The sequence below is a fragment of the Stappia sp. genome (assembly GCF_965276915.1).
GTDB lineage: Bacteria > Pseudomonadota > Alphaproteobacteria > Rhizobiales > Stappiaceae > Stappia.
The window spans coordinates 19,034-42,915 of record NZ_OZ255709.1; the positions used below are offsets into that span (position 1 = coordinate 19,034).

The following is a 23,882-nucleotide window of genomic DNA, read 5'->3' on the forward strand; positions in this document are numbered from 1 at the left end:
GATCAACCCTTTCCGAAGCGGAGGCGATAGCTGGCGAGCGCCGCCTCATAGGAGGCGAGCGTTTCTGCGGTGTAGGCGACATAGTCGACGCCCGGAGCGTCGAGATGGAGTTCGGAGACGAGGCTCCACAATGTCTCGCGAAGCAGCGAGGCAACCTGCATGGCGGCATGGGCGCGAATGAAGGCGGGCATCGGCCGGTCGCCGAGATAGGTACACAGAAGCGCTTCCGCCTCGTCCTCGCCGAAATCCGCGTTGGAAGCGATGCCGGCAAGATCGAACATCGCGGTCCCGAAGCCCGCATATTCGAAGTCGATCAGCCAAAGACGGTTGCCGTCATCGATGACATTGGCCGGCAGCAGGTCGTGATGGCCGAAGACGATCGGCATCGGCACCTGCTCGGTCTCCATTTCCCCTGCGATTGCCAGGAACTCCGGCAGCCGGCCGGCAAGCCGCGAACCGCCCGCGTCAAGCGTGCGGGCGTAGTCGCGGATCACGTGAAAGACCCAGAAGATGAAGCCGGACCCACGGACCTGGCGCCCCATCTCGTTGTGGAACCGCCGCAAGAGATCCGCCACGTCGTCCCGGCGGGCGCGGACATCCTGCGCCGTGAACGTGTGGCCGTCGATGAAACGCGAGACCATGACACCGGGAGCGCTGTAGACCAGTTCGGGCGCGAAACCGAGATCGACGGCGGCCTGCGTCACCATTGCCTCGCGCGCCCTGTCGACATGGTGGAAGGGAAAATCGCGACCGAGGCGGGCGACATAGGCCCCGCTGCCGTCCCGCACGAGAAAGCTGGCATTCGACAGGCCGCCATGCAGCGGCTCGATCGCGACCTTGCCCGACCAGACCGGCAGTCCGGCCACTTGCGCCTCCTGCGTCGCGGTTTCCGCTGGCCGGCTCATCGGCGTCCCCCTTTCCCGTCAGGCAGGCCGAGCCGCGCCCGGATCCTGTCGGCGCTGGCCGAAATCAGCCTGTCCGCGATGATCGCGATGAAAGCGACCGAGAGACCGGCGACAAGACCGCGTCCGGTGTCCGCCTTGGTCAGCGCGATATAGACCTCCTGGCCAAGGTCCCGCGTGCCGACCAGCGCTGTGATGACGAGCATCGACAAGGCCAGCATGACTGTCTGGTTCACGCCCAGAAGGATCTCCGGCAGGGCCAGCTTCAGCCGGATCTTGGTGAGAAGCTGCCAGGGCGTGGCGCCCGCCACCACGCCGGCCTCGACCAGTTGCGGATCGACCCGGCGCAGACCGTAGGCGGTGTAGCGGATCGCCGGGGCCACCGCGTAGGCGACGACCGCGATCATCGCGGTGAAGTCGCCGACACGGAACAGCATGACGGCCGGCATCAGGTAGACGAAGGAAGGCAGTGTCTGCAGCGTGTCGACAACGAGCTCCACGAATTTCCAGAGCCGCTCGCGGCCGGCGGCGAGGATACCGATGGGGATGCCGACCAGACTGGCGATCACCACCGAGATGCCGCAGAGATAGACGGTGATCATCGCCTTTTCCCATTGCCCGGTGAAGGCAATCAGGCAGGCGAGCATGCCCACCAGAAGACCGAGACGCCAACCGCCGAGACGCAAGCCGGCCAACGCCAGCAGGCCCGCCACGCCGATCCACGGCAGGCCGGCCAGAAAGCGCTTCACCGGGATCAGGACATTGAGCAGCAGGGCATTTTTCACCGCCTCGAGCTGGTCGAAGAAATTGATGTTGATCCAGACGACCACGTCACTGCCAAGCGTCCCGGTCGAGACCTGTAAGGCCTCGGGATAGCTTTGCAGGGGTGCCGCGACGAGGCCGGCAAGGCCACATAGGACGACCAGTGCGACACCGGCGATCGTATACGGGTGGCGGGCGAGCATGTGCGTCGCGCCGGCACCCTCCGCCATGTGGCGCGGACGGCGCGCGGCAAAGGCCTGGCTTAGCCGGTCAAGCGCAATGGCAAGCGCCACGATGGCGAGTCCGGCTTCGAAACCCGCGCCGATATCCAGCCGGCGCAGCGCCGCGAGGACATCGAAGCCCAGGCCTCCGGCACCGATCATCGAGGCGATGATGACCATGTTGAGCGACAGCATAATCACCTGGTTGACGCCGATCATCAGGCCGGGCATCGCGCTCGGCACGAGGATGCGCCAGGTCATCTGCCGCCGCGAGCAACCGGTCATGCGGCCAAGCTCGTGAACCTCGTCCGGCACGCCCTTGAGCGCCAGCAGGCTGATCCGCGTCATCGGCGGCAGGGCATAGACGATGGTGGCGATGATCGCGGAGGTCGGGCCGAAGCCGAACAGGAACAGGATGGGCACCAGATAGGCGAAGACCGGCACCGTCTGCATCAGGTCGAGCAACGGACGAAGGGCGACGTCCACGGCGCGCCAGCGGAAGGCGGCAAGACCGAGCACAAGTCCGCCAACCACACCAATCGGCACCGCGATCAGGATCGAGGCGAGCGTCACCATCGCGCTGTCCCACTGGCCGAACACCGCCAGAAAGGCGAAACACCCGCCAACGATGAAGGCCAGGCGGCGGCCACCGGCGAAATGCCCCATCAGGGCAACCACTCCGATGACGGCCAGCCAGGAGAGCGGCGGCAGGATCTCCTGCGCGGAACTGCCCCGGCCATCCATGATCCCGGTCGACAGAAGCCCCAGGACGAGCCGATAGGGCACCTCGACGAGAGTCGCCAAAAAGCGCGTCAGGTCGGTGAACGAGAAGAGGCCGAAGCTGGCATCGTCCACCAGCCATTTCATCGCATCGCTGATCCAGCGCTGGACAGGGATGCGCCAGGCGCGCGGCACGTCGAACGCCCATCCCGCGACAGGTTTACCGAACAGCCAGAGCATGACGAACGCGGCAAGCGCAACGGCCCAGGTAGCGCGCCAGGCCTTTTGGCCGAAGACGTTCGAGGTGCCGGCACGGACCGCGCCTGCGTCGATCACTCGCCCGGCTTGAGACGCGACATCGCTCATGGGTCAGCCCAGCATCATGACATCTGCCACGGCCTGGCGCGGCAGCCGGCCCACCGGCCTCTTGTCCCGACCGGTCACGCGCAGTTCCTCGACACCATCGGCAAAGAGCGGCGCGGCCTCGGCTACGGGCACGCTCTCCATCACCGACGGGGCGCCCGATGCCGGTTCCCCCGGCTGCATCACGCTGGCGACCCGCACCACCTTGGACCGGCTGACGCCGCGGGTGAACTCCGCCACATAGGCGTCGGCCGGCCGCAGCACGAGATCTTCCGGCGTGCCGGTCTGCACCACCGCGCCATCCTTCATGATGGCGATGCGGTCGGCGAGACGGATCGCCTCGTCGAAATCATGGGTGATGAAGACGATGGTCTTTCTCAGCACCGATTGCAGACGGATGAACTCGTCCTGCATCTCGCGGCGAATGAGCGGGTCGAGCGCCGAAAACGGCTCGTCGAGAAACCAGAGTTCCGGCTCGACGGCGAGCGAGCGGGCAATGCCGACACGCTGCTGTTGTCCGCCTGAAAGTTCGCGCGGGTAGAACGCCTCGCGGCCGTCGAGCCCGACAAGCTCGATCATCCTGCGGGCCCGTGCCTCGCGTTCCGCGCGCGGTACGCCCTGCACCTCGAGCGGAAAGGCGACATTGCCAAGCACGCTCATGTGGGGAAGAAGCGCGAAATGCTGGAAGACCATGCCCATATGGTGCCGGCGGATCTCGATCATCCGCTTCGGGCTGGCGTCGAGCAGGTTCTCGCCGTTGAACAGGATTTCGCCGCTGGTTGGCTCCACCAGCCGCGACAGGCAGCGCACCAGCGTCGACTTTCCGGACCCGGAAAGACCCATGATGACGAAGATCTCTCCTTCCCGGACACCGAGGTTGACCCTTCGCACCGCCCCGACAAGGCCGGCACGGGCGAGCGCCGCATTGTCCGCCGCATCCGGCGCATCGACGGAATAGGACCCGCTCCCCGCTCCGAAAAGCTTCCAGACCGAGCGGCACTCGAGCTTCGGTGCCGCGCCTGCGGCGGACGGAACCTGTTCTGCGGTCACGGATGGAGACTGGGTCATCTGGCGTGGTTCACGAACTGGAGGCTTGCCGGGGAGGCCGAAAAAAGCAGACGACGCAGGCAGGCAGATGAAGGGTTTCCGGGAAAAACGGCTGCCGCCGCCAAGGGGGACGAAAAACGGCGGCAGCCAGTCGGGCAAACGCGGTTACTTGATCCAGCCGGACCAGCGATCGGTATTGCGCTCCATCCAGCCGGCGACGACGTCCTCGACGCTCTTTCCGTCAAGATCGACCTCGGTGATCATCCCGCCCATCTCGTCATTGTCGACGGAGAACGCTGAAATCGCCTTGTGGGCGCCCGGCCACTTGTCCTTCACGCCCGACCACGCGACTTTCCAGATCGGGCCGCGCGGCTTGCCGCAATCATAGGCCATGTCCGGATTGGATCCCCAGGCCGGATCCTCGTAGCAGGCCTTCTCGTATTTCGGGAACTCGACCCACTCGCCCTGGTATTTCTGCGGCGCCCAGTGCGGGGCATAGACCCACAGAAGCACCGGCGCCTTGCGCTGGTAGGCGGATTCAAGCTCGGCGAAGAGCGCAGCGTCGGTGCCCGCATGCACCACCTCGAACGGCAGGTCCAGGGCCTCGACGCGTTCGTCGTCATAGCCGCCCCAGGTCACCGGCGCGCCAAGGTAGCGCCCCTTGGGCGAGGTCTCGGCCGTGGCGAAGGCCTCGGCACAGGCATCGCTCTTCAGCGCCTCCCAGCTCGGCAGCCCCGGGCACAACTCTTTCATGTAGCTCGGATACCACCATTCCTCGACCGCCAGCATGCCGCTGTCGCCGAGGTTCTCGACCTTTCCGGTTGCCGTCGCCTCGTCCAGGGCATCGCGCCCCGTGGTCTCCCAGATCTCCATGGCGACATGCAGGTCGCCGGTTTTCAGTCCAGCGAACTGGGCGATGTAGTCGGCCTGGACATATTCGATGTTGTAGCCGGCCTTCTGCAGCACCTCGCCCATGATGCGCGTGGTGATGAGCTGGCCGGTCCAGTCGTGCAGCGTCAGGCGGATCGGGTCGTCGTTCTCCGCTGACAGCGCGGGGGCGCCGGAAAGCGTGGTGGCGACCAACAGGGCGGACAGGATAGCTGCCGCCGGGCGGACATGTGTCATGGCTGGTTCCCTCTGTATTGCGCTCTGGAGGCAGCGCATGTCCTTGCCGGATCTTGCAGCGCCGTCGAGGGATCGTCGCACTCGTTTCCTCACACTGTCAATCCGGACGAGGCTAAAAATTGGCAATCGCGATTTTATATGTGGCATTATGATGTTTCGAACTGGATTTCACCACAAATACCTCACACAATACCAACACCTTCAATCCCCAAGCAGCGACACGTCATGGCATTCAACAAACGTCAGACCCTCATACTCGAGCGCGCCAGACAATCCGGCAGCGTCCGCATATCGGACCTTGCCACGGAGCTTGACGTCTCGCTGGAAACGATCCGCCGGGACATCCGCCCGCTTGCCGAAGCCGGAGAGATCGTCAAGTCGCACGGGCTGATCGGCCTCGCCCGCCAGGACATGGAGGCACCCTTCGAACGGCGCATGCGCGAGAACTTCGAGGCCAAGCTCCGCATTGCCCGGCATGTCGCCTCCGGCATCGGCGACGGCGACAGCGTGATGATGGATACCGGCACCACCACCAGCGTCCTGGCGCGCGAGTTGCGCGGCAAGTCCGGACTGACGATCGTCACCAACTCCTCCGACGTGGCCAGGACGCTGGCGACGGTGAACGGCAACCGGGTCTACATGGCCGGCGGCGAGTTGCATGGCGACAATGGCGCCGCCTTCGGGCGATCAGCCATCGAGTTCGTCCAGGCATTCCGTGTCCGCCATGTCGTGATCTCGATCTCAGCGGTCGATCCGGTCGGCGGGCTGATGGACTATCATCTTGCCGAGGCCGATTTCGCCCGAACCATTCTGGGATGCGGCGAGACCCGGACGGTGATCACCGACCACAGCAAGTTCAACCGGCGCGCCCTCGTACGGGTTGCCGGTTTTTCGGAGGTCGACCGGCTCGTCACCGACCGTGCCCCGCCGCCCGAGATCGCCGAGCGCCTGCAGGCGGCAGGCACCCAGCTTGAAATCGCGCCCTGATCCGGCCACGCCGGCGCCCCGCAACTGCCGTTTGCCGCCGGCCGGATTCTCCAGTAGGTAACGGACCACGATCCAGCCCCTTCCATCCGGAGGCAATTTTCCCATGGCCGACCTCTTCGTCGATGGCGGACACCCGATCTCGGGCACCGTCACTCCGTCGGGCAACAAGAATGCCGTCTTGCCGATGCTCTGCGCCACCCTGCTCACCGACGAGCCGGTGACGCTGGAAAACGTTCCCGAGATCAGCGACGTCGCCAAGATCATCGCCTATTTCGAAAGCATGGGCTCCACGGTGGCGCGTGCCGACGATGGCGCGACGCTGACGATCCGGCACGATTTCGATGCCTTCCGCACGGCCAGCGCCGACCTGCCGCTCGGCATCCGCTCGGCCGTCCTGCTGCTCGCGCCCGTCATGGTGCGCACCGGCACGCTGACATTCGACACCGATGCCAAGGGCTGCGCCCTGGGCCTGCGCGAGATCGATCCGCATCTTGAGATCCTCGAGCAGTTCGGGGCCTGCATCGTCGCCACGCATCCTTACGACATCCGTCGTGAAGCAAAGCTCGAGGGCCAGGAGATCTGGGCCGACTACGCCTCCGTCACCGCGACGGAGACCTTCGCCATGATGGCGGCAACCGCTGCCGGCACATCGGTCCTGATGAACGCGGCCTCCGAACCGCATGTCCAGGCGCTCTGCGAGATGCTGCGCGCCATGGGCGCCCGGATCGACGGTCTCGGCACGTCGCGGCTGTCGATCACCGGCGTCGAACGGCTCGGCGGAACACGCGTGCGGGTGCCCGATGACCATCACGAGGTGGCGACCTTCCTTGCCATCGGCGGCGTCACCGGCGGCCGGTTGACGGTGAAGACCGACGTCACCCCTCACATGACGCTGATCCTGCGCCAGTTCGCCAAGCTCGGCCTGCAGTTCGAGGTCGCCGACGACGCGATCACCGTGGTCGGCTGGACCCGCGAAATCTCGAAGCCCTATACCCGCGAGATGCTGCCGAAGATCGAGGCCGCACCGTGGCCCTATTTTCCCGCCGACCTGTTGCCGCAGGCCATCGGTGTCGCCGTCGGCTGCAACAGCGAGATCATGTTCTGGAACAAGATCTACGAGGGTGCGCTCGGCTGGAGTTCGGAACTGGCGAAATTCGGCGCCCGCGTACAGCTGTCGGACCCGCACCGGCTGATCGTCTTTGGCGGAAACCAGCTTCGCCCGGCGATCGTCGAGGCCCCCTATATCATCCGCGTCGTGCTTGGTCTTTTCCTTGCGGCGATCCAGGTCGAGGGACAGTCGCTGATCAAGAACGCCGATCCGATCCGCCGCGCCCATCCGCGTTTCGTGGAAAAGCTCACGGAACTCGGCGCCCGCGTTCACTGGACCTGATCCCGGCTGCCGGCACCGCGACATTCCAGGTCGCATGACAATGGCTGACCCGGGGCGTCGGCTCGGTTAGCCTTCGGGCGCGGACACAACACCGCGCCCGTCAACCGCGCCGGAGGAACACAGCAGATGAAACTCGCCAGTCTGGAGACCTTCGTTGTCGGGAACCCGCCACCGGGCTTCGGCGGGCGTTATTTCATCTTCGTGAAGCTTGCCACCGAATGCGGCATCGTCGGCTACGGCGAGATCTACAACGCCACGTTCGGCCCCGCAGCCGTTACGTGCATGGCGGAGGACTTCTTCGTCCGCTATCTGGAGGGAGCCGATCCCTTCGCCATCGAGGTCTTCTTCCGCAAGGCCCATGGCTCGGGTTTCTCGCAGCGCCCCGATCCGTCGGTGATGGGCGTGACAAGCGGCCTCGAAATGGCGATGTGGGACATCGTCGGCAAGGCACTGGACAAGCCGGTCCACGCCTTGCTCGGCGGCAAGGTGCACGAGCGGCTGCGCAGCTACACATATCTCTACCCGCAAGGCGACGAGGACCACGTCGCCTTCTACGCCGACGCCGACCGTTCGGCCGAACGCGCCGCCGCCTATGTCGAGGAGGGCTTCACGGCGGTGAAATTCGACCCGGCCGGGCCCTATTCGGTCTTTGGCGGGCACCAGCCGACGCTGGATGACATCGACCGCTCCGTCCGCTTTTGCGCGCGGATCCGCGAGGCGGTCGGCAACCGCGCCGACCTGCTGTTCGGCACCCACGGCCAGTTCACCCCGTCTGGCGCGCGCCGTCTGGCGAAACGTCTCGAACCCTATGACCCGCTCTGGTTCGAGGAGCCGGTGCCGCCGGACATGCCCGAGCACATGGCCGGGGTCGCAGCCACCACCTCCATTCCGGTTGCCACCGGCGAGCGGCTTTGCACCAAGTGGGAATTCGCTCGTGTCCTGCGATCCGGCGCCGCCTCGATCCTGCAGATGAACCTCGGCCGTGTCGGCGGCATTCTGGAGGCGAAGAAGATCGCCGGCATGGCCGAGGCCTACCACGCACAAATCGCTCCGCATCTTTATTGCGGGCCGATCGTGGCGGCGGCGAACATCCAGCTGTCGGCTTGCACGCCGAATTTCCTGATCCTGGAATCGATCCGGCGCTTCGACGGGTTCCATGCCAGTCTGCTGAAGAGCCCGCTTCGCTGGGAGAACGGCTATGTCGTGGTGCCGGATGCCCCCGGCCTCGGCGTCGAACTCGACGAGGACGTCGCCGGTGCGCACCCCTGGACCGGCGACGCCCTGCATCTGGAAATGACCCAGACGCCCGTCGACCCGGTGCGCGACGCGCGTTTCCCCCCGACCGGTTAGCCCGCGCCGTTCAAGTCCCGGTCGATCCGCGCACCGACCGACAGCACCCGCGCGTCCATGCCCTTGGCGCCGCCGATCATCAGCGCGCCGGGACGGCCTTCTCCCGCACGCCGTGTCGGCAATGTCATTGCGCAGGCATCGGCAAGGTTCAGCAGCGAGGTGTTGCGCAGCATCGCCGCGTTGATCCGGTCGAAATCGGCCTCCGCCTCGGCGATCTTCGGCGGGCGGATCTGCAATGTCGGGGCGATCAACGCATCGAAGCCCGAGAGCGCCTCGGCAACCCGGGCAATCAGTTCGACCCGCGCAGCCCTTGCTTCGGCGACATCCTCGTCGCTCAGCGTTTCCCGGAACCGGATGCGCGCCAGAACGCGCGGATCGCCCATGGTCGCAAGGCGATCGAGCTCGTCATGATAAAGCGCGTGCGCCTCCGCAGAGACGAGGATCCTGTTCAGCCCGAGGGCGGCATGCAGGAACTCGAGATCGAGTGGAACAAGTTCATGGCCGCTCGCTTCCAGGTCCGCGCATGCCGCCAGAAAGTGCCCCCGCGACCAGTCGTCCAGGTCGTTGGTGAAGGCACCTTGCGGAACGGCCAGACGCAGCGGGGCGGTCGGCACCTCGACAGACAGCGCATCACCGTTGCTCATCACCTGGTAGGCGGAGAGCATGGTGGCGAAGTCGCGTGCCAGCGGCCCGCAGGAATCGAAGGACATCGCGAGCGGGTGAACGCCGTCGAGCGGCACCTTGTCCTGGCTCGGCTTGTGGCCGTAAAGGCCGTTGATCGCCGCCGGGATGCGGACGGACCCGCCCGTGTCGGTGCCAAGCGCCAGATCGCAAAGCCCGAGCGCCACGGTGACGGCTCCACCCGACGTCGAGCCGCCTGGAATGCCGCCTTCCTCGAAGACGTTGGACGGCGTGCCGTAATGGGGGTTGAGGCCGACCCCGGAATAGGCCAGCTCGCTCATCGTGGTACGGCCGAACGGCACGCCGCCGGCCGCCTTGATCCGGGCGACGACGGGACAGTCGGCGCTTGCCGGCTCGCGATCGAGCAGGATCCGCGAGGCGGCGCTCGTGCGCTGTCCGGCCTCGTCGTAAAGGTCCTTCACCGAGACGAGCAGACCGGCAAGCGGCAGCGGGCGAACAGCGGCCTCGACGCGCGCTTGCGCCTCTTCGGCGGCGGCGAGGATGCGCTCTGGTGTGAACTCGGTAAAAAGCACGTCGGCCGCATCGCCCAGCGCCTCGACCCGGCCGATCGCGGCCCGTGCCTTCTCGACAATCTCACCCATGCGCTTTCCTCACCTTTGCAAACGCCGACAGAGGTCGCCGTTTCGGCCGCTCACGCCTCAGGCGATGATCGGCAACGTCTTTATTTCATAGCTATGTCCGATCGCGCGGTCGCGCGCCGGATCCCGCAGCTCCATCCGGAAGGCGGCCGCCGGCCGCACGCCCCCTTTCGCACCGAGTGTTCCGCACAGCATCGCGGAGGTCATCCCGGCCGAACGGGCAGCGTCCAGCCCCGATCCCTCGACAAGGTCCCGCAAGGGGCGGATAGCAGCAAGGGTGCCTTCCTGGTAGATGAGCCAGTCGGACGCCGCATCCTCCTTGATCCAGGAGCGCAGTTCAAGCGCGTCGAGCCGATCCTCGACTTCGGAAAACCGCCACAGGACCGAGGCAACCGGCTTGGCGCAGGCCTGCTTGGACAGGGCCACGGAATGCGCCTCGAGATCACGGTCCGTGTGATCGGAGGCAAGTCCGATGAACAGCTCGCCATCTTGCGCCAGCAGGAAAGGCTCGACCTCTCCCGAGGTTCCCTCGCCAACCACCTGGATCCGCTCCGCCTGGGTCAGGAGACCGGCGGCAACCCGGTAGTAAAGCGGAACCGAGGAGGGCGGCGCCACGCCGATGGCCGCGAGTTCGTCGATGTGATGCCGGATCGCAGCCGGATCCCGGCCCGTCCAGCCAGCAACGGTCAGGTCCGCAATCTGCGCGCTGAACGGCGCGTCATCCAGGATGAAATCCATTTTGAGCCTCTTTCGGAAACGAGTAGCTGGGGGATATCTGGCGTCAGAAGCTGTCGGGCAGGAACAGTGCGATATCCGGCAACAGGACGAGCGCCGCCACCATGGCAAGCATCACCGCCACATACGGGATGGTGCCGAGCATGACCTCGCCGAGCGTCCCGGACTTTCGCGCGCCCTGCACGACGTAGAGATTGAGGCCGACCGGCGGCGTGATCAGCGCCATCTCGACAAGCACGATCATCAGGATGCCGAACCACACCTTGTCGTAGCCAAGGCCGGCCATGATCGGCACGACAATGGGAATGGTAGCGACCATCAGCGACAGCGTCTCGATGAAGAAACCGAGCACGATATAGAGGCCGATCACGACCAGAAGCGTGCCGAACGGGGAAAATCCCAGATTGCCGAGCAGGTCCTGCAATTCGCGCCCGAGCCCCGCGGAGGCCAGCGTGAAGTTGAGGAAATAGGCACCGGCGATGACAAGCATGATCATCGCCGTGATGCGTACGGTGCCCAGCAGGCTTTCCCGCATCATGACAGGTGAAACGCCGCCATTTGCGAGCGCGATCAGCAACGCGATGGCAACGCCCACGGCGGCCGATTCCGTCGGCGTGGCCCAGCCGGCATAGATCGAGCCGATAATGACCGCGAAAAGGACCATGATCGGCAGCAGGTGCACCAGGCTGGCGAAGCGCTCGTTCCATGAGAAGCTGCGGCTCGGGCCTCCCAGCGCCGGGCGAACCCGGCAGAGGACGGCGGTCACCAGCATGAAAGCGGCGGCCATCAGCAGGCCCGGCAGCAGGCCGGCGAGGAACAGGCGCGGGATCGATGTTTCGGTCAGGAAACCGTAGACGATGAGGTTGATCGACGGCGGGATGAGAATGCCGAGCGTGCCGCCGGCGGCAATCGCACCGGAGAACAGCTTCGGGTCGTAGCCGAGCCGCTCCGCCTGCGGCATGGCGACGGTCGCAACCGTCGCTGCTGTCGCGACCGACGAGCCCGACGTTGCCGAAAACATCGTTGCCGTGCCGATATTGGCGTGGATCAGCCCGCCGGGCAGCCACGACATCCACTTGTCGAGCGAGGCATAGGTCTTCTCCGCGATACCGCCGCGCACGAGTATCTCGCCGAGCAGGACGAAGAACGGAATGGCGATCAGGGTGGCGGAGTCCGATGCCGACCAGACCACCTGGCCGAGACCGCGGATCAGCGGGAAGGCGGAGAAAAACTGGTCGATGCCGAAACCCAGCAGGAACAGCACGATGCCGACGGGAATGGACAGGGACAGGAGACCGAGAAGGGCGGCGGCGACGCTCCAGATCATTTCGCCTCCTCCACTTCGCCGCGCGCGCCGATCAGCGCGTCGGCAGCGGGGTAGTCGGCGCGCATGACCATGACGAGCGCCAGCAGCACGACGAGGCAGGAGGAGACGGCGAACCAGACCCAGCCGGAGAACCAGATCGCCTGCGGGATCCAGAGCGGTGTCTCCAGCGGCGTGTTGGCCCGTGAACCGCGCAGCAGCGACTTCTCCAGAACCGGCCAGGCCTGATAGGCAATGATCGAGACGGCCGCGGCCGAGACAGTCATGGCGAACAGGTCCATCATCGCCCTGCCGCGGCTCTGGAGCTTCAGGCGGATCAGGTCGATGCGCACATGAGCAAGCTCCGTCAGCGCATAGGACAGCCCCCAGCTGGCGACGCCGGCCATGACATAGCCGGATATCTCGTCCGACCCGCCGAACGAATGAGAGAGCTGCCTGAGCGTTATGTCCGCCACCACGAAACCGGCGGTGGCGAGCAGCACGAGGCCGACCACCAGCGCCAGCCCCGAATTGATACGGCGGAGAGCCACGGCAAGTGTTTCAATCATATCGCGGTCTCCGCCGGTTCTCGGGTCAGTTGGTTGCGACGGTGACGCCGGTGGTCTTGCCGACGCTGTCGTTCCAGCGCTTCACCCATTCCGGGCCGGCACGCTCCGCCCATTCGGGCAGCACCGTCTCGGTCAGGATCTTGCGTGCCGTGGCAATGTCGGCGGCGCTTGCTTCCACCAGCTTCATCGAAGCAGGCTTGCCGGCCGGGCAGTCTCCATTGCCGGTCAGGCAGGCGGTGTCGGTGGACATCGACGCGGCGGCGGACGCCCACGCCGGAGCCTCGAACTTCGTCGCCACCTCGGTGGCGATCAGGCTCTTCGTCTCTTCGGAGAGGCTGTTCCACTTGTCCATGTTGATCGCCGTCACGACCGGATCCCAGCCGCCGAGCGGCAGGGTCATGAGCGTGTCGGTGACCTCCCACCAACCGGCGCTGTAGCCGGAACCGGATCCGGTCACGGCGCAATCGATGACGCTGCGCTCCAGCGCGCCCGGCACCTCGGAGAACGCGACATTGACGCCCTCCGCGCCCAGCGCCTCGAGAAACTTGGTCGTCATCCGGCCGGAGCCTCGGATCTTCTTGCCCTTCAGATCGGCAAGCGAGGCGACGTCGCCCTTGCAGAAAACGACCTGCGGCGGATAAGGAGCGATCGCCAGAACCTTGGCGTTGAACCGCTGCGCGAAGATATCGTCGACCATCGGCCGGGCGGCCTCGACCATCGCTTTGGCTTCCTCGGGCGTCGTCGCGATCAGCGGCACGTCGAGGCCTTCGAGCTCCGGCGCATCGCCGACGGCATAGTCGCCGACCGTCATGCCGACATCGAAGACACCGTCGCCCAGCATGCGGAACACGTCGCCGCCCTGGATGCCCATCTGGTTGTGCGTGGTGAGCTGCACCTCGATGCCGCCATCGGCGGCGGGCAGTGTCTCGGTCCAGAACGGCGCCTCGAACTGCTGGTGGAGCGGCAGGTTGGACCAGCTGCCGACGACCGACAGCGTCTCGGCCGCCGCCGGGGCCGTGATAGCCAGCGACAGGGCCGTCGCGGCGAGAAGGTTGGATGCAATGCGCTTCATGTGGGACTCCTCTGGTTTTCGTTCACGTCGAAGCGGGCCGAACGCCGCCGAGGGAGAATTCCGCGGCATCGGCAGAGAGATCGGTCACCAACATGTGGCCGGGCTCATGGGTGATGGCGATCTCCGGCCGGGCCTGGCGGATCGCCATCTGCGGGGTCACGCCGCAGGCCCAGAACACGGGAACTTCGCCGGAACGCAGGTTCGGCGGATCGCCAAAATCGGGTTTCGCGAGATCGGCGATGCCGATCTCCGCCGGATCGCCGAAATGCACCGGCGCGCCATGCGCAAGCCGGTAGCGGTCCGACAGGAGGACAGCCTGGATCGCGTCGGCTGCCGAAAAGGCACGCATCGAGACGACGACCGGGCCGCCGAACGGCCCTGAAGGAGACGTCTTGAGACTTGTCACATACATCGGCACGTTGCGGCCGGCCTCGACATGCGCGAGCGGAATGCCGGCGCGCAGGATGGCGTCCTCGAACGAGAACGAACAGCCGAGAACGAACGTGACCAGATCATCCCGCCAGACATCGAGAAGATTGGCGGCGGACCGGTATCCGTCCTCCTCCCGGCGAAACACCCGATAGCCGGCGACGTCGGTGCGAATATCGAGATCCGCTCCCAGGGCCGGCAGACGCGGGCTACCCGGCTCGGAAACCCCGATCAACGGGCATGGCTTGGGATTGTTGATGCAGAAACGAAGGAAGTCGCCCGCATGCGACACGGGCAGGATGGCAAGGTTGCCCTGCAGGCAGCCGCGGCCGTAGCCGGCAGTCGGGCCGCGAAAGCCTCCACCACGAATGGCGCGGCGCAGGTCAGGTGCGGAAAGCTGCCGGAAACCCTCGCCTGAAGCCAAGGCGCTGTCGATCGCGGAAGACACAGACACGCTCACCCCTCCTCATTCTTGCCAAGGAGGATTGCGAGCCTTCATGATCTTGTCAAGTTATCAGTTTAATATTTTTATGATCTCTTTTCAAGATCGCTTTGATCACAGGCCAGTGCTTTTGCCGCAACCTCTTCTCCCACTTCCCGATTCCGCTCCGGCATGTAGGCCACGACGAACCGCAATGCGCTCAGGACAGCGGCCTCTTCGACCCTCAACCGGCGAATTCCACTTCGAAACGGGTCGGCCTCGGCCATCCGAACCGGCAGCACGCCGATGCCGAAGCCGTCGGCGACAAGATGGATCACCGTCGACAGCGACGCGGAGCCATGCAGATCCGGTTGCGGCAGGTCCGGCGCGGCCAGAATGGCCTCGAGTTCCCTGAAGGGAGGCGTTGCCTTTGGAAAGGTGACAATCGTCCTGGCAGCAAGATCCCGCAGGCCCAGCGGCGTGTCACTGAAACCGTCGCCCGATGCGCTGCTGGCAGCAGCGCTCTCGTACCAGCCAAGCGGTTGCGGCGACAGCGGCACCACGGCGGCACCGTTCGGCACGCACTCGCGCAACATGATCACGACATCCAGGCGGTCGTCGGCAAGCGCTGCACCGAGCTGCCTCGACGTGTCGACGGACAGCTCGAACCGAACGCGCTGATGCGCGAATTTCAACTGGTTGAGGAGTTCGCTGAGGATCGTGTGAACAATCGTCTCCGCCACGCCGATGCGGATCGTGCCGCTCAAACCGCCGGGCCTGGTGATCTCCTGCACCAGCCGGTCGCGCGCGGCGCTGAGGCGCTGCGCCTCCTCCAGGAAACGGCGCCCGACGGGCGTGAGACGCACCTGGCGCTTGCCACGGTCGAAGAGCTGGATGCCGAGGCGCTTTTCCAGCGCCAGCACGCGGTTCGATATCGCCGATTGCGACAGGCCGTATTTCTGCGCCGCCGCGCGAAACCCGCCTGCCCGCACGATATCCTGCAGGATCTCGACATCCTTCAACTCGAACATGCCCGCGCTTCCTCCCGACGGCGCGGCCATCACCGCGACCGGCATCCTCCGGGAACCGGAGCCCAGGTTCAAGCGCCACCCAACAGGCTGAGCGCCTCGCCACGCCGGAATCTGTGGGCACCCGCCCGACAGACGGTTTCGCAAGTCCATTCGCGCGCCGTTTTCGCGAACCGGAAATATTATCCAAAACAGCTACTTGCCATTCGAAAACGATATTGGTCAGCCCTCTTTCTCAACACAAAATTGACACCATCGACGGCAATAACTCTTGGTTGCATATACATACACATTCAACCAAGAGGCACATTGATGAAGTCAGGGCTCGCCTACCAGGACGGACGCTTTATCGAGCATGGTTCGGCGAACCTCTTGTGGACCCACGCGCTGCACTACGCCACCAGCGTCTTCGAGGGCGTCCGGGTCTATGGCGGGGCCCCGTTCCTGCTGCGCGAGCACATCCAGCGCCTGTATCATTCCTGCGAACTGGTTGGCCTCGACTTTCACATGCCGGTCACCGAATGCATCGACCTGTGCCGCGAGATCATCGTCCGCAGCCAGCTCGATGACGCCTATCTGCGTCCCGTGGTCTACAACGCGGGGCCGGATCTGGGCGTCCACGCTCCTGCCAACGACACCCGCCTCGGGCTGCTGATCTGGGAATGGCCGGCCGTTTTCGGCGACAACGCCTCGCGACGCGGGCTTGCCCTCAGCAGCGATGTTCCGTGGCGGCGCCCGTCACCGCAAAGCTTCCCCGTTCAGGCCAAGGCCAGCGCCGGCTACCTGCTTGGCAGCATCAACCGCCGTGCCGCCGAAAAGGCCGGCTTCGACGATGCCCTGGTCCTCACGCATGACGGCATGGTCGCCGAAGCCACCGGCGCCAATATCTTCATCGTCCGCGATGGCCGTGTTGCGACACCGCCCGCCACATCCTTTCTGGACGGACTGACGCGCCGCACTGTGATCGACCTGCTCGACGGGATCGCACCGCTCGATGTCGTGCCCCTGACGCTTGCCGACCTCAATCAGGCGGACGAGATCTTTCTTACCGGCACGGCCTACGAGGTGATGCCGGTCAGCCGTCTCGACAGCCGCACCTTGCCCTGCGGCCCGCTGACGGCCGGTTTGCGCGACAGATATCTGCAACTCACCCGATCCGCGTCCACCGTACAGGAGGCCATCGCATGAACATCCATGTTCCCGGCACTGCAACCGAAACCATCACCCTGATACGCACCCTGGGCCCGGCCGGCACCAATTGCGAGGCTGCGGCGCATCACTATTGCAATGCCCGAGGCCTCAAGGCGGACGTGGCCCTCCACGCCACCCTGGAAGATGCGATCGAGAAAGTGATCGACGAACCGGGCTCCGCGCTTCTGGGCTGTGTCGTCTATCCGGACCTGCACCAGCTCGTCTTTCCATATCTCGGGCGCATGGTGCTGGCCGACCTGTTTCTTTTCGACACGTTCAACATGGTTCTGGCCTCTCGCGACACCGGCATCCCGATCCGCACCGTCGCGACCCATCCCGCGCCGCGCTCCCTCGTTCCTGGCGGCGTCGAGGCTCATCTCGCCACAAGCAACTCGGAAGCGGCGCGCCTCTGCCGGAGCGGAAAAGTGGACGCCTGCATCACCACGCTGGCCGCCGCGCGACAGGAAGGGCTGACAGTCCTCAAGGACCACGGTGCGGTGCCGATGGGCTTCACCATCCACGTTCCCACTCCCGGAGCGTGATGCATGGCCGTCACAGCAACAATCGGCAGGACCGGCGGCATCGACAGCCTTCTCGGACCGTCCTTCATCCAGGCGGTCGAGGCGCTCGGCTCCCTGCAGGCAGCCGACGGCAGCATCGTGCCGGGCCTGCACGGCAAGGCTGAACACCTGCTGACCGCCATCGCGGCAAACACGAAGGAGATTGCCGGCATCTGCGGGCAGCCCGCTTTCGGTGCCGCGTTTTGCGCGGATGCCGAACGCTGGCGTCAGGCAGGCCTTGCCACGCCCCCCGATTTCACCGCGGCGCGCGATGCCATCCGCCCACCCGATGACGGCGAGCCCTTTTTCTTCGCAGGCCCCTTGCGTCTGGCAAATGGTGGTCGCGAGGGTTGGCGTCTCGAGACTTTCCTTTCGCTGCGCGAAGAACCGGGCGACGCCGCCTATGTCGACCTCTACCAGCGGTTTCCCCATCCCGCCAACATATGCCAGTCGTCGCACCTGATTGCCGGCAGCCGGGGGTTGCTGGAAGGCAACAACATTGTCTTCTTCCCAGAAAACATCCAGGCCGCGACGCCGGTCGCCCGGCAGGCCTATGCCGTCTTCTTCTTCAACAAGTTCCATCGCATCTTCAACGAGATCACGCTTCCGGCCGCGCACCGTGCCACGTCCGGTATCGGGATCGCCAACCCGACCGCACCGGATCCCCGCGCCTGTTACAAGGCGCGGTGTGTCTGGGGCTATCTGCACGACTATTTCCATCATCAGGGTCCGCGTCCGTTCAACCGGAATGTCTCCATCAAGACCCGCTGGTTCACCGGCCTTCTCGAAGAGATCAAGGTCGACCTGCAGTCGCTTCTCGCCTGCCGCGCCGGCGGCATTCCCGACGGCGACGCGGTCGCCGAGTTCATCCTGCTCGATCGCGCGTTCCGTTACCCGCTGGAGCCCGACTGGTATCGCAATTTCGACAGCGGCACGGGCCTGATCCTGCTCGCCATGCTGGAAGAGCACGGCGCACTTCTTCTCCTGCCCGACGGTCGTCTTGAAATCCACGCGGACGCTCTCGAAAACGCGGCAAGGCACTTCATCGACGAAGTCGAGGCAATCGAGCAGGAGAACGATGAGAACTATCTGGCGCGCGCGAAAAATCTCGTGCGCCGGTATCTGCCCGAAGGCGCGGGCGGGCAACGCTTCGCACGACCGTCAGTGGTGGAAGCTGCGGCACTGGCATCGATCGCCCCGACGACGGCCTTGAGCTTCACACCGGCGGAACTGTTTGCAAGCCGAAAGGATGCCGCATGACCTCTTCGCAAGACCACGCCGTCGCTGCCGTACGTGCCTATTTTGACGCTTGCAACTCTGGCGACAGAAGTGCTTTCTTCGAGTTGTTCGAGGAGGGTGCCTGCCACTATCTGCCCAAGGGCATGTTCGGCCCGTTCAGGGACGTGGAAAGCCTGTTCGGGCAATGGCGAAGGGATGCAGACGAAAACGGGTCCTACTGGTTGCTCGACACCGCCTTTGCCGATGCGCAAGGCCTGTCGGCAGTGGCGGAGTGGACAGCCGTGAAACCGGCCCAGAAAATCTATTTTCGCGGCGTCGACGTGTTCGCCTTCACTCCGCAAGGACGGATCAACGAGGTGCGGGTCTATTACGCCACCGCGCGCGATCCCTCTGCCGGACCGAATGAACTTGGCGGCTACGACTATGCCGGGGCAGGCTGGTCGATGGTCGATGAAACCGACTACTCGCGCCCGCCTGCACGGGCGTAGCACCGCACTGGCTGCCCTGTCGTCAGGTGGGCCGGAGCACTGGTCTTGTTGGCGGCAACGACACTGTCTGTCGTCGCCCTTCTGGCGGATTTCCTGAATGGCACCTGAGCAACTGATCGCCTTCGCCACCTTCGCCTTTGTCGCCTCGGCGACGCCCGGCCCCAACAATGTGCTTCTGACGGCCATCGGTAGCAGTGTCGGCATTCGCCGGGGCATGCCTGCACTCTGGGGCATCGTCTTCGGTTTCGCGGCAATGATCTTCGCGCTTGCCATCGGCCTGGGGGGAACCCTTTTCACCATTGCCTACGTGATGGACGCGATCCGGATCGTCGGCGTTCTCGTCCTGCTCTGGCTCGCCTGGAAAATCGCGACCGCACCCGTGGGCCCGCCCGCGAGCGGCGATGAAATGCGCCCGCGCGACATCGGCCGACGGGGCGGCTTCATCGGTGCTGCCCTGTTCCAGTGGGTCAATCCAAAGGCGTGGATCGTCGCGGCCGGCGCGATCACGGCCTACATGCAACCGGATGGCGAGAGCGCTCTGTATCAGGCTGGCACGCTTGCCGGTGTCTTTGTCGTTGCTGCCGCCATCGGGTGCCTGCCGTGGCTGGCCTTCGGCGCCGCGGTCGGAACGCTCCTGGAGAACCCCAAGCTTGCGCGCGGTTTCAACATAGTGATGGCCGTTCTCCTGGTCGCCTCGATGGTGCCCGTCATCCTTGAGCGGGCCTGAACGGCGACTGTCGAAGCCGGGATCCCGAAAACGGGGACCCCGCGCCATCCTGCATCAGAACCCCTTGTCCATGACGGCCGAAAGCCGGCGCGCGAATGCGACCGGATCGGCCGGCACCTCTCCGTCAAGGATCAGGGCCTGGTCGAAGAGCAGCAAGGCCGTGTCGGCGAGATGCTGCTTGTCACCCGAACCCGACAGGGCGCCCGAAAGCCGCTTCAGCAATGCGTGCGACGGATTGAACTCCAGGATCGGCACGAACAATCCCCTCTCAGCACCCTGCTGACGCGACATCAGCTTCTCGAGCTGCCGGTCGGGGCCGTTCTCGGGTGCGACAAGACAGACCGGGCTTTCCGCAAGTCTTGCGGAAACGCGCACATCCGAGACGCGCTCGCCCAGCGTTTCCTTCAGGAAGGCGGTGACCAGTCCGATGTCGGTGCCCTTGCTGGCCGCCTGGTCATCCGGTTTTTCAACGGGCTCGTCCGTCTCCAGCGGGATCCCGTCGAGTGCGGCGGCGCCTTGCGTCACCGACTGAAACGGCTTGCCCTCGAACCCTTGCGCCACTTGCACCCAGAAGGCGTCGACCGGATCCGAGAGATAGAGCACTTCGACGCCGCGGGCACGAAAGCCCTCCAGTTGCGGGCTCGCCTTGATCGCATCCAGGCTTGAGCCCGTCGCATAGAAGATCTGCGTCTGGTTCTCGCGCATGTCGGCGATATAGTCGGACAGCGAGCGCCAACCGGCGTCACCGGACTTGGCCGACCGGAAGCGGGCAAGCCCCAGCAACTTCTCCTTGCGTGCGAAATCCTCGTAGATGCCTTCCTTCAGCACCGGCCCGAAGGTCTCCCAAAGCTTGCCATAAGCCTCGGCGTCGTTTTCCGACAGCTTCTGCAATTCGGACAGGACCCGGTTGGTGACGCCCTTGCGGATCGATTCCAGCACCGGATTGTGCTGCAGCATCTCGCGCGAAAGATTGAGCGGCAGGTCGGCGGAATCGATGACGCCGCGCACGAAGCGCAGCCAGGCCGGCAAAAGGTCGACATCGTCGGCGATGAAGACCCGCCGCACATAGAGTTTCACCCGCCCCTTCCTATCTGGATCGAACAGGTCGAACGGCTTCATCGACGGCAGGAACAGCAGCACAGAATATTCGTGCCGCCCCTCCGCGCGGTAGTGCAGCGTCAGCGCCGGCGCGTCGAACTGGCCCGAGACGTGGCCGTAGAACTCGCGGTACTCGTCCTCGCCGATATCCGATTTCGGCCGTGTCCACAACGCCGAGCCGTCGGCCAGCTGCCGCTCCTTGGATCCCTTCCCCGCGTCGGCGTCATCGCCCTCCGGCGCCGCCTCGGCAAGAAGGATCGGAACCGGCACATGCGCCGAATAGGCCCGCACGATCCGCTCGATGGTCGCGGCTTGCGCATATTCGCTGGCATCGTCCTTGAGATGCAGGACGACGCGCGTGCCACGCGCCGGCAGGTCCGGGTCGTCGGCAGCGACCGATTCGACGGTGAAACTTCCGAGCCCGTCGGAACGCCAGCGCCAGCCGTCCTGCGCACCCGCGGCGCGACTTGTCACCTCGACGCGGTCGGCCACCATGAAGGCAGAGTAGAACCCGACACCGAACTGGCCGATCAGCGCCGATCCGTCCTTCGCCTCGCCGAGCTTGTCCATGAACGCGCGCGTGCCGGACCGCGCGATGGTGCCGAGGTTCTCGATCATCTCCTCGCGCGTCATCCCGATGCCATTGTCGGAAACGACAAGGCGCCCCGCCGCCTTGTCGGCGGACAGGCGGATCGCGAAATCCGGATCGTCTCGTGTGAGGTCGGGATCCGTCAGCGCCGCATGGCGCAGGCGTTCACACGCATCGGCCGCGTTGGAGACAAGCTCCCGCAGGAAAATATCCTTGTTGGAATAAACAGAGTGCACCATCAGATGCAGCAGGCGCGCAACCTCGGCCTGAAAGGTATGGCTCTGCGGAGCGGCGCCATTCGCGTCGGCGGTCTTCTGCTCAGTGCTCATTGTTGTTGCAAACCCCGTTCACTCGCTGTGCTGATCGTCATGTTGCCTTGTCCGCCAACGGCCTTGCCCGCAATGGCGAACCGGGCGAGCCAGATATCGGTGACCCGCCGCGCGGAATCAAGCACCTGCACCACCCGGCCAGACGCCCTCCTCGATCGCCACACGGCGCAAGAGGGAAGGCCGGTCGGTCACGATGCCATTGACCCCCAACCGGATCAGGCGCCGCATTTCGGCTTCCTCGTCGATGGTCCAGACATGGACAGCCACCCCCTTCGCGTTGCAGTGGCGCACGAAACCGGCGGTTGCCAGGGGGATGCCATACTGGGCAAGCGGGATCTGCGCGCAGGCGACGTCGGGCGACGCCACCGGGATGCCCCAGGCGCCGAACCGGAGGGCGGCGACACTGCGAGGCCCCGAACTCAGGCAAAGAGCCTGGCCGAAACGCCTGCGCGCCGCCGCAAGGCGTGCGTCCGAGAAAGACGCGACACAGACACGGTCCAGGCAGTTCATCCGCGCGATCAGGTCGAGGGTCGGCTCGAGGGCATGATCCGTCTTGATGTCGATGTTGAAACGCATGGCCGGAAAGCTCTCCAGGGCTTCCGCCAGTGTCACGAGTGTCTCGCCACCCGCCATCCGCACACCGCCAAGGTCCGACATGGCCCTTTCAGCGACAATCCCGACACCGTCCGTCGTCCGCTCCAGCGTGTCGTCGTGGAACACGAAAACCTCCTCGTCACGCGAGGCCTGAACGTCGATCTCGATGTAGCGATAACCCATTGCCGCGACAGCAGCGAAAGCCTGCCGGCTGTTTTCCGGGTTCTCCAGCCCGCCGCCGCGATGGGCGAAGGCGTGGAACCCGGGTTCGGCAAGATAGGGATGCGAAAAGCGCGGCGACGGGTTCGGGCCTTTCATTGCCAGCGCCCCTCGGCGTCGAGCGCGATCCTCCGCCCGTCGCGCGCGGAGGCATGTGCCGCCTCGATGACACCGATCGTCCTGGCCGCCGAGCGCATGGTCACCGGCACCTCTCCCTGCCCGCGGATCGCCTCCCGCATCTTCTCGTAGAAAGAAAGCCAACGCCCGCGCTCGGGGCGCACGGGGTTGCGCGCACCCTCCCCGTCGACGATCTCACCCCATTGGCTTTCAGGCTCGATGCCGAAAGCGGGATCGAACGGCGAAACGCCCGCGCGCAACTGGTCTTCCTGCACGTCGAGGCCGGTCTTGCGATAGGCGGCGTTCAGCCCCTCCAGCCGGAAGCGGTCGCGCGGTGTTGCGCCGATCAGCGTCACACCCAGGGAAATTCGCAGGTCTCCCCTGGCCATCAGGATCTCGAACCCGTCATCCGTGACCCCGCCGGGGCGCTGCGCGAAGACATCCGCCTGCAGCCAGTCCGGCATCCCGACGAGAAGCAGCGCCTGGTCGATCAGGTGCGATCCCAGATCGTAGAGATTGCCGGACGCCACGGCCGGCCGGTCGCGCCAGCGGTCGAGGACCTGCGGACGGAAACGGTCCCAATGCATGCGAAGCCCGCGCAACTCCCCCAGGCGTCCTTCACTCAGCACACGGCGCGCAGTCAGAAAATCACTGTCCCAGCGACGATTGTGATAGACGGAAAGCTTCAAGTCTCGCGCTTCGGCGAGGTCGGCAAGCGCCTCGCCTTCCGCCCGTGTCGGCGTCGCCGGCTTGTCGACGACCACATGGTATCCGGCCTCCAGCGCGGCCTCGACTTGCGGCACGTGGAGCGCGTTCGGTGTCACCACCACGATCAGGTCGAGACCGGGAACATCGAGCAGAGCCTCGAAACCGGAAACAATCGTCGCCCCGGGGTGGAGAGCAGATACCTCGGCCGCGCGCGATGTCGCCACCGCCGCGATCTCCATCCCTGCGGCTTCCACAAGCGGGGCATGCAGAAACCGGCCGGCGGCTCCGAAGCCTGAAAATCCAACGCGCAGCGTCATGT

22 protein-coding genes are annotated in these 23,882 nt (G+C 65.2%); 8 read left to right on the plus strand and 14 right to left on the minus strand.

Going from position 1 to position 23,882, the window contains the following annotated elements; all coding sequences use genetic code 11:
* Positions 1-2: 2 nt before the first annotated feature.
* The 4 genes from ACQY46_RS00075 to ACQY46_RS00090 form a co-directional block, all read right to left on the minus strand.
* Positions 3-905, minus strand: a complete 903-nt coding sequence (locus ACQY46_RS00075; RefSeq protein WP_428698299.1) for a phosphotransferase — start codon at positions 903-905, stop codon at positions 3-5.
* Positions 902-2,971 (minus strand): ABC transporter permease, encoded by a 2,070-nt coding sequence (locus tag ACQY46_RS00080; protein ID WP_428698300.1) that lies wholly within the window; start codon positions 2,969-2,971, stop codon positions 902-904. Before ACQY46_RS00080 ends, ACQY46_RS00075 begins: the two co-directional genes overlap by 4 nt.
* Before the next feature lie 3 nt (positions 2,972-2,974).
* Complete coding sequence (locus ACQY46_RS00085) at positions 2,975-4,036, minus strand: quaternary amine ABC transporter ATP-binding protein (protein ID WP_428698301.1); 1,062 nt, start codon at positions 4,034-4,036, stop codon at positions 2,975-2,977.
* A 144-nt stretch (positions 4,037-4,180) separates the two neighbouring features.
* The gene (locus tag ACQY46_RS00090; RefSeq protein WP_428698302.1) at positions 4,181-5,140 is read right to left on the minus strand and encodes an ABC transporter substrate-binding protein; all 960 of its coding nucleotides are present in this window, start codon (positions 5,138-5,140) and stop codon (positions 4,181-4,183) included.
* 225 nt (positions 5,141-5,365) lie between these two features.
* Here ACQY46_RS00090 and ACQY46_RS00095 point away from each other — a divergent pair, with 225 nt between their 5' ends.
* The 3 genes from ACQY46_RS00095 to ACQY46_RS00105 all read left to right on the plus strand — a co-directional run bounded on the left by ACQY46_RS00095 (position 5,366) and on the right by ACQY46_RS00105 (position 8,867).
* The gene (locus ACQY46_RS00095) at positions 5,366-6,127 is read left to right on the plus strand and encodes a DeoR/GlpR family DNA-binding transcription regulator (RefSeq protein ID WP_428698303.1); all 762 of its coding nucleotides are present in this window, start codon (positions 5,366-5,368) and stop codon (positions 6,125-6,127) included.
* A 103-nt stretch (positions 6,128-6,230) separates the two neighbouring features.
* The gene (locus ACQY46_RS00100) at positions 6,231-7,517 is read left to right on the plus strand and encodes a UDP-N-acetylglucosamine 1-carboxyvinyltransferase (RefSeq protein WP_428698304.1); all 1,287 of its coding nucleotides are present in this window, start codon (positions 6,231-6,233) and stop codon (positions 7,515-7,517) included.
* Positions 7,518-7,643: 126 nt separating this feature from the next.
* Entirely contained in the window at positions 7,644-8,867 is a 1,224-nt protein-coding gene (locus tag ACQY46_RS00105) for a mandelate racemase/muconate lactonizing enzyme family protein (protein WP_428698305.1), read from the plus strand.
* Here the strand turns inward: ACQY46_RS00105 and ACQY46_RS00110 are convergent.
* The 7 genes from ACQY46_RS00110 to ACQY46_RS00140 all read right to left on the minus strand — a co-directional run bounded on the left by ACQY46_RS00110 (position 8,864) and on the right by ACQY46_RS00140 (position 15,857).
* A complete protein-coding gene (locus tag ACQY46_RS00110; RefSeq protein ID WP_428698306.1) occupies positions 8,864-10,150 on the minus strand; it encodes an amidase family protein in 1,287 nt (428 codons plus the stop codon). The genes ACQY46_RS00105 and ACQY46_RS00110 overlap by 4 nt on opposite strands.
* A 57-nt stretch (positions 10,151-10,207) precedes the next feature.
* A complete protein-coding gene (locus tag ACQY46_RS00115) occupies positions 10,208-10,885 on the minus strand; it encodes a DUF2848 domain-containing protein (RefSeq protein ID WP_428698307.1) in 678 nt (225 codons plus the stop codon).
* Positions 10,886-10,928: 43 nt separating this feature from the next.
* Entirely contained in the window at positions 10,929-12,209 is a 1,281-nt protein-coding gene (locus ACQY46_RS00120; protein WP_428698308.1) for a TRAP transporter large permease, read from the minus strand.
* Positions 12,206-12,754 carry a TRAP transporter small permease subunit gene (locus tag ACQY46_RS00125; protein ID WP_428698309.1) on the minus strand — a complete coding sequence of 183 codons (549 nt, stop codon included), beginning with the start codon at positions 12,752-12,754 and terminating at the stop codon, positions 12,206-12,208. Before ACQY46_RS00125 ends, ACQY46_RS00120 begins: the two co-directional genes overlap by 4 nt.
* A 25-nt stretch (positions 12,755-12,779) precedes the next feature.
* Positions 12,780-13,826 carry a TRAP transporter substrate-binding protein gene (locus tag ACQY46_RS00130; RefSeq protein ID WP_428698310.1) on the minus strand — a complete coding sequence of 349 codons (1,047 nt, stop codon included), beginning with the start codon at positions 13,824-13,826 and terminating at the stop codon, positions 12,780-12,782.
* A 22-nt stretch (positions 13,827-13,848) separates the two neighbouring features.
* Positions 13,849-14,703, minus strand: a complete 855-nt coding sequence (locus tag ACQY46_RS00135) for a putative hydro-lyase (protein WP_428700553.1) — start codon at positions 14,701-14,703, stop codon at positions 13,849-13,851.
* A gap of 80 nt (positions 14,704-14,783) precedes the next feature.
* Positions 14,784-15,857, minus strand: coding sequence for a LysR family transcriptional regulator (locus tag ACQY46_RS00140; RefSeq protein ID WP_428698311.1), 1,074 nt, complete (start codon positions 15,855-15,857; stop codon positions 14,784-14,786).
* A gap of 159 nt (positions 15,858-16,016) precedes the next feature.
* On the opposite strand from ACQY46_RS00140, the gene ACQY46_RS00145 reads away from it, so the two are divergent.
* The 5 genes from ACQY46_RS00145 to ACQY46_RS00165 all read left to right on the plus strand — a co-directional run bounded on the left by ACQY46_RS00145 (position 16,017) and on the right by ACQY46_RS00165 (position 19,909).
* Positions 16,017-16,892 carry an aminotransferase class IV gene (locus ACQY46_RS00145; RefSeq protein ID WP_428698312.1) on the plus strand — a complete coding sequence of 292 codons (876 nt, stop codon included), beginning with the start codon at positions 16,017-16,019 and terminating at the stop codon, positions 16,890-16,892.
* Positions 16,889-17,437, plus strand: a complete 549-nt coding sequence (locus ACQY46_RS00150; RefSeq protein ID WP_428698313.1) for a hypothetical protein — start codon at positions 16,889-16,891, stop codon at positions 17,435-17,437. Before ACQY46_RS00145 ends, ACQY46_RS00150 begins: the two co-directional genes overlap by 4 nt.
* A 3-nt stretch (positions 17,438-17,440) precedes the next feature.
* Positions 17,441-18,715 (plus strand): DUF6421 family protein, encoded by a 1,275-nt coding sequence (locus ACQY46_RS00155; RefSeq protein WP_428698314.1) that lies wholly within the window; start codon positions 17,441-17,443, stop codon positions 18,713-18,715.
* Positions 18,712-19,182, plus strand: a complete 471-nt coding sequence (locus tag ACQY46_RS00160; protein ID WP_428698315.1) for a nuclear transport factor 2 family protein — start codon at positions 18,712-18,714, stop codon at positions 19,180-19,182. The genes ACQY46_RS00155 and ACQY46_RS00160 overlap by 4 nt, the downstream gene beginning before the upstream one ends.
* 97 nt (positions 19,183-19,279) lie before the next feature.
* Positions 19,280-19,909 (plus strand): LysE family translocator, encoded by a 630-nt coding sequence (locus ACQY46_RS00165; protein ID WP_428698316.1) that lies wholly within the window; start codon positions 19,280-19,282, stop codon positions 19,907-19,909.
* Between the two features lie 54 nt (positions 19,910-19,963).
* Here the strand turns inward: ACQY46_RS00165 and htpG are convergent, their stop codons facing one another.
* The 3 genes from htpG to ACQY46_RS00180 all read right to left on the minus strand — a co-directional run bounded on the left by htpG (position 19,964) and on the right by ACQY46_RS00180 (position 23,880).
* Positions 19,964-21,925: a molecular chaperone HtpG gene (gene htpG / locus ACQY46_RS00170; protein ID WP_428698317.1), complete on the minus strand. Its 1,962-nt coding sequence runs from the start codon at positions 21,923-21,925 to the stop codon at positions 19,964-19,966.
* Between the two features lie 117 nt (positions 21,926-22,042).
* Positions 22,043-22,837, minus strand: coding sequence for a glycerophosphodiester phosphodiesterase family protein (locus ACQY46_RS00175; protein WP_428698318.1), 795 nt, complete (start codon positions 22,835-22,837; stop codon positions 22,043-22,045).
* Positions 22,834-23,880, minus strand: a complete 1,047-nt coding sequence (locus ACQY46_RS00180; protein ID WP_428698319.1) for a Gfo/Idh/MocA family oxidoreductase — start codon at positions 23,878-23,880, stop codon at positions 22,834-22,836. Before ACQY46_RS00180 ends, ACQY46_RS00175 begins: the two co-directional genes overlap by 4 nt.
* Between the last annotated feature and the right edge of the window lie 2 nt (positions 23,881-23,882).

Coding starts and splice junctions, on each gene's coding strand:
- ACQY46_RS00075 (WP_428698299.1), bottom strand. CDS start 905: ATGAGCCGGCCAGCGGAAACCGCGACGCAGGAGGCGCAAGTGGCCGGA.
- ACQY46_RS00080 (WP_428698300.1), bottom strand. CDS start 2,971: ATGAGCGATGTCGCGTCTCAAGCCGGGCGAGTGATCGACGCAGGCGCG.
- ACQY46_RS00085 (WP_428698301.1), bottom strand. CDS start 4,036: ATGACCCAGTCTCCATCCGTGACCGCAGAACAGGTTCCGTCCGCCGCA.
- ACQY46_RS00090 (WP_428698302.1), bottom strand. CDS start 5,140: ATGACACATGTCCGCCCGGCGGCAGCTATCCTGTCCGCCCTGTTGGTC.
- ACQY46_RS00095 (WP_428698303.1), top strand. CDS start 5,366: ATGGCATTCAACAAACGTCAGACCCTCATACTCGAGCGCGCCAGACAA.
- ACQY46_RS00100 (WP_428698304.1), top strand. CDS start 6,231: ATGGCCGACCTCTTCGTCGATGGCGGACACCCGATCTCGGGCACCGTC.
- ACQY46_RS00105 (WP_428698305.1), top strand. CDS start 7,644: ATGAAACTCGCCAGTCTGGAGACCTTCGTTGTCGGGAACCCGCCACCG.
- ACQY46_RS00110 (WP_428698306.1), bottom strand. CDS start 10,150: ATGGGTGAGATTGTCGAGAAGGCACGGGCCGCGATCGGCCGGGTCGAG.
- ACQY46_RS00115 (WP_428698307.1), bottom strand. CDS start 10,885: ATGGATTTCATCCTGGATGACGCGCCGTTCAGCGCGCAGATTGCGGAC.
- ACQY46_RS00120 (WP_428698308.1), bottom strand. CDS start 12,209: ATGATCTGGAGCGTCGCCGCCGCCCTTCTCGGTCTCCTGTCCCTGTCC.
- ACQY46_RS00125 (WP_428698309.1), bottom strand. CDS start 12,754: ATGATTGAAACACTTGCCGTGGCTCTCCGCCGTATCAATTCGGGGCTG.
- ACQY46_RS00130 (WP_428698310.1), bottom strand. CDS start 13,826: ATGAAGCGCATTGCATCCAACCTTCTCGCCGCGACGGCCCTGTCGCTG.
- ACQY46_RS00140 (WP_428698311.1), bottom strand. CDS start 15,857: ATGGACTTGCGAAACCGTCTGTCGGGCGGGTGCCCACAGATTCCGGCG.
- ACQY46_RS00145 (WP_428698312.1), top strand. CDS start 16,017: ATGAAGTCAGGGCTCGCCTACCAGGACGGACGCTTTATCGAGCATGGT.
- ACQY46_RS00150 (WP_428698313.1), top strand. CDS start 16,889: ATGAACATCCATGTTCCCGGCACTGCAACCGAAACCATCACCCTGATA.
- ACQY46_RS00155 (WP_428698314.1), top strand. CDS start 17,441: ATGGCCGTCACAGCAACAATCGGCAGGACCGGCGGCATCGACAGCCTT.
- ACQY46_RS00160 (WP_428698315.1), top strand. CDS start 18,712: ATGACCTCTTCGCAAGACCACGCCGTCGCTGCCGTACGTGCCTATTTT.
- ACQY46_RS00165 (WP_428698316.1), top strand. CDS start 19,280: ATGGCACCTGAGCAACTGATCGCCTTCGCCACCTTCGCCTTTGTCGCC.
- htpG (WP_428698317.1), bottom strand. CDS start 21,925: ATGAGCACTGAGCAGAAGACCGCCGACGCGAATGGCGCCGCTCCGCAG.
- ACQY46_RS00175 (WP_428698318.1), bottom strand. CDS start 22,837: ATGAAAGGCCCGAACCCGTCGCCGCGCTTTTCGCATCCCTATCTTGCC.
- ACQY46_RS00180 (WP_428698319.1), bottom strand. CDS start 23,880: ATGACGCTGCGCGTTGGATTTTCAGGCTTCGGAGCCGCCGGCCGGTTT.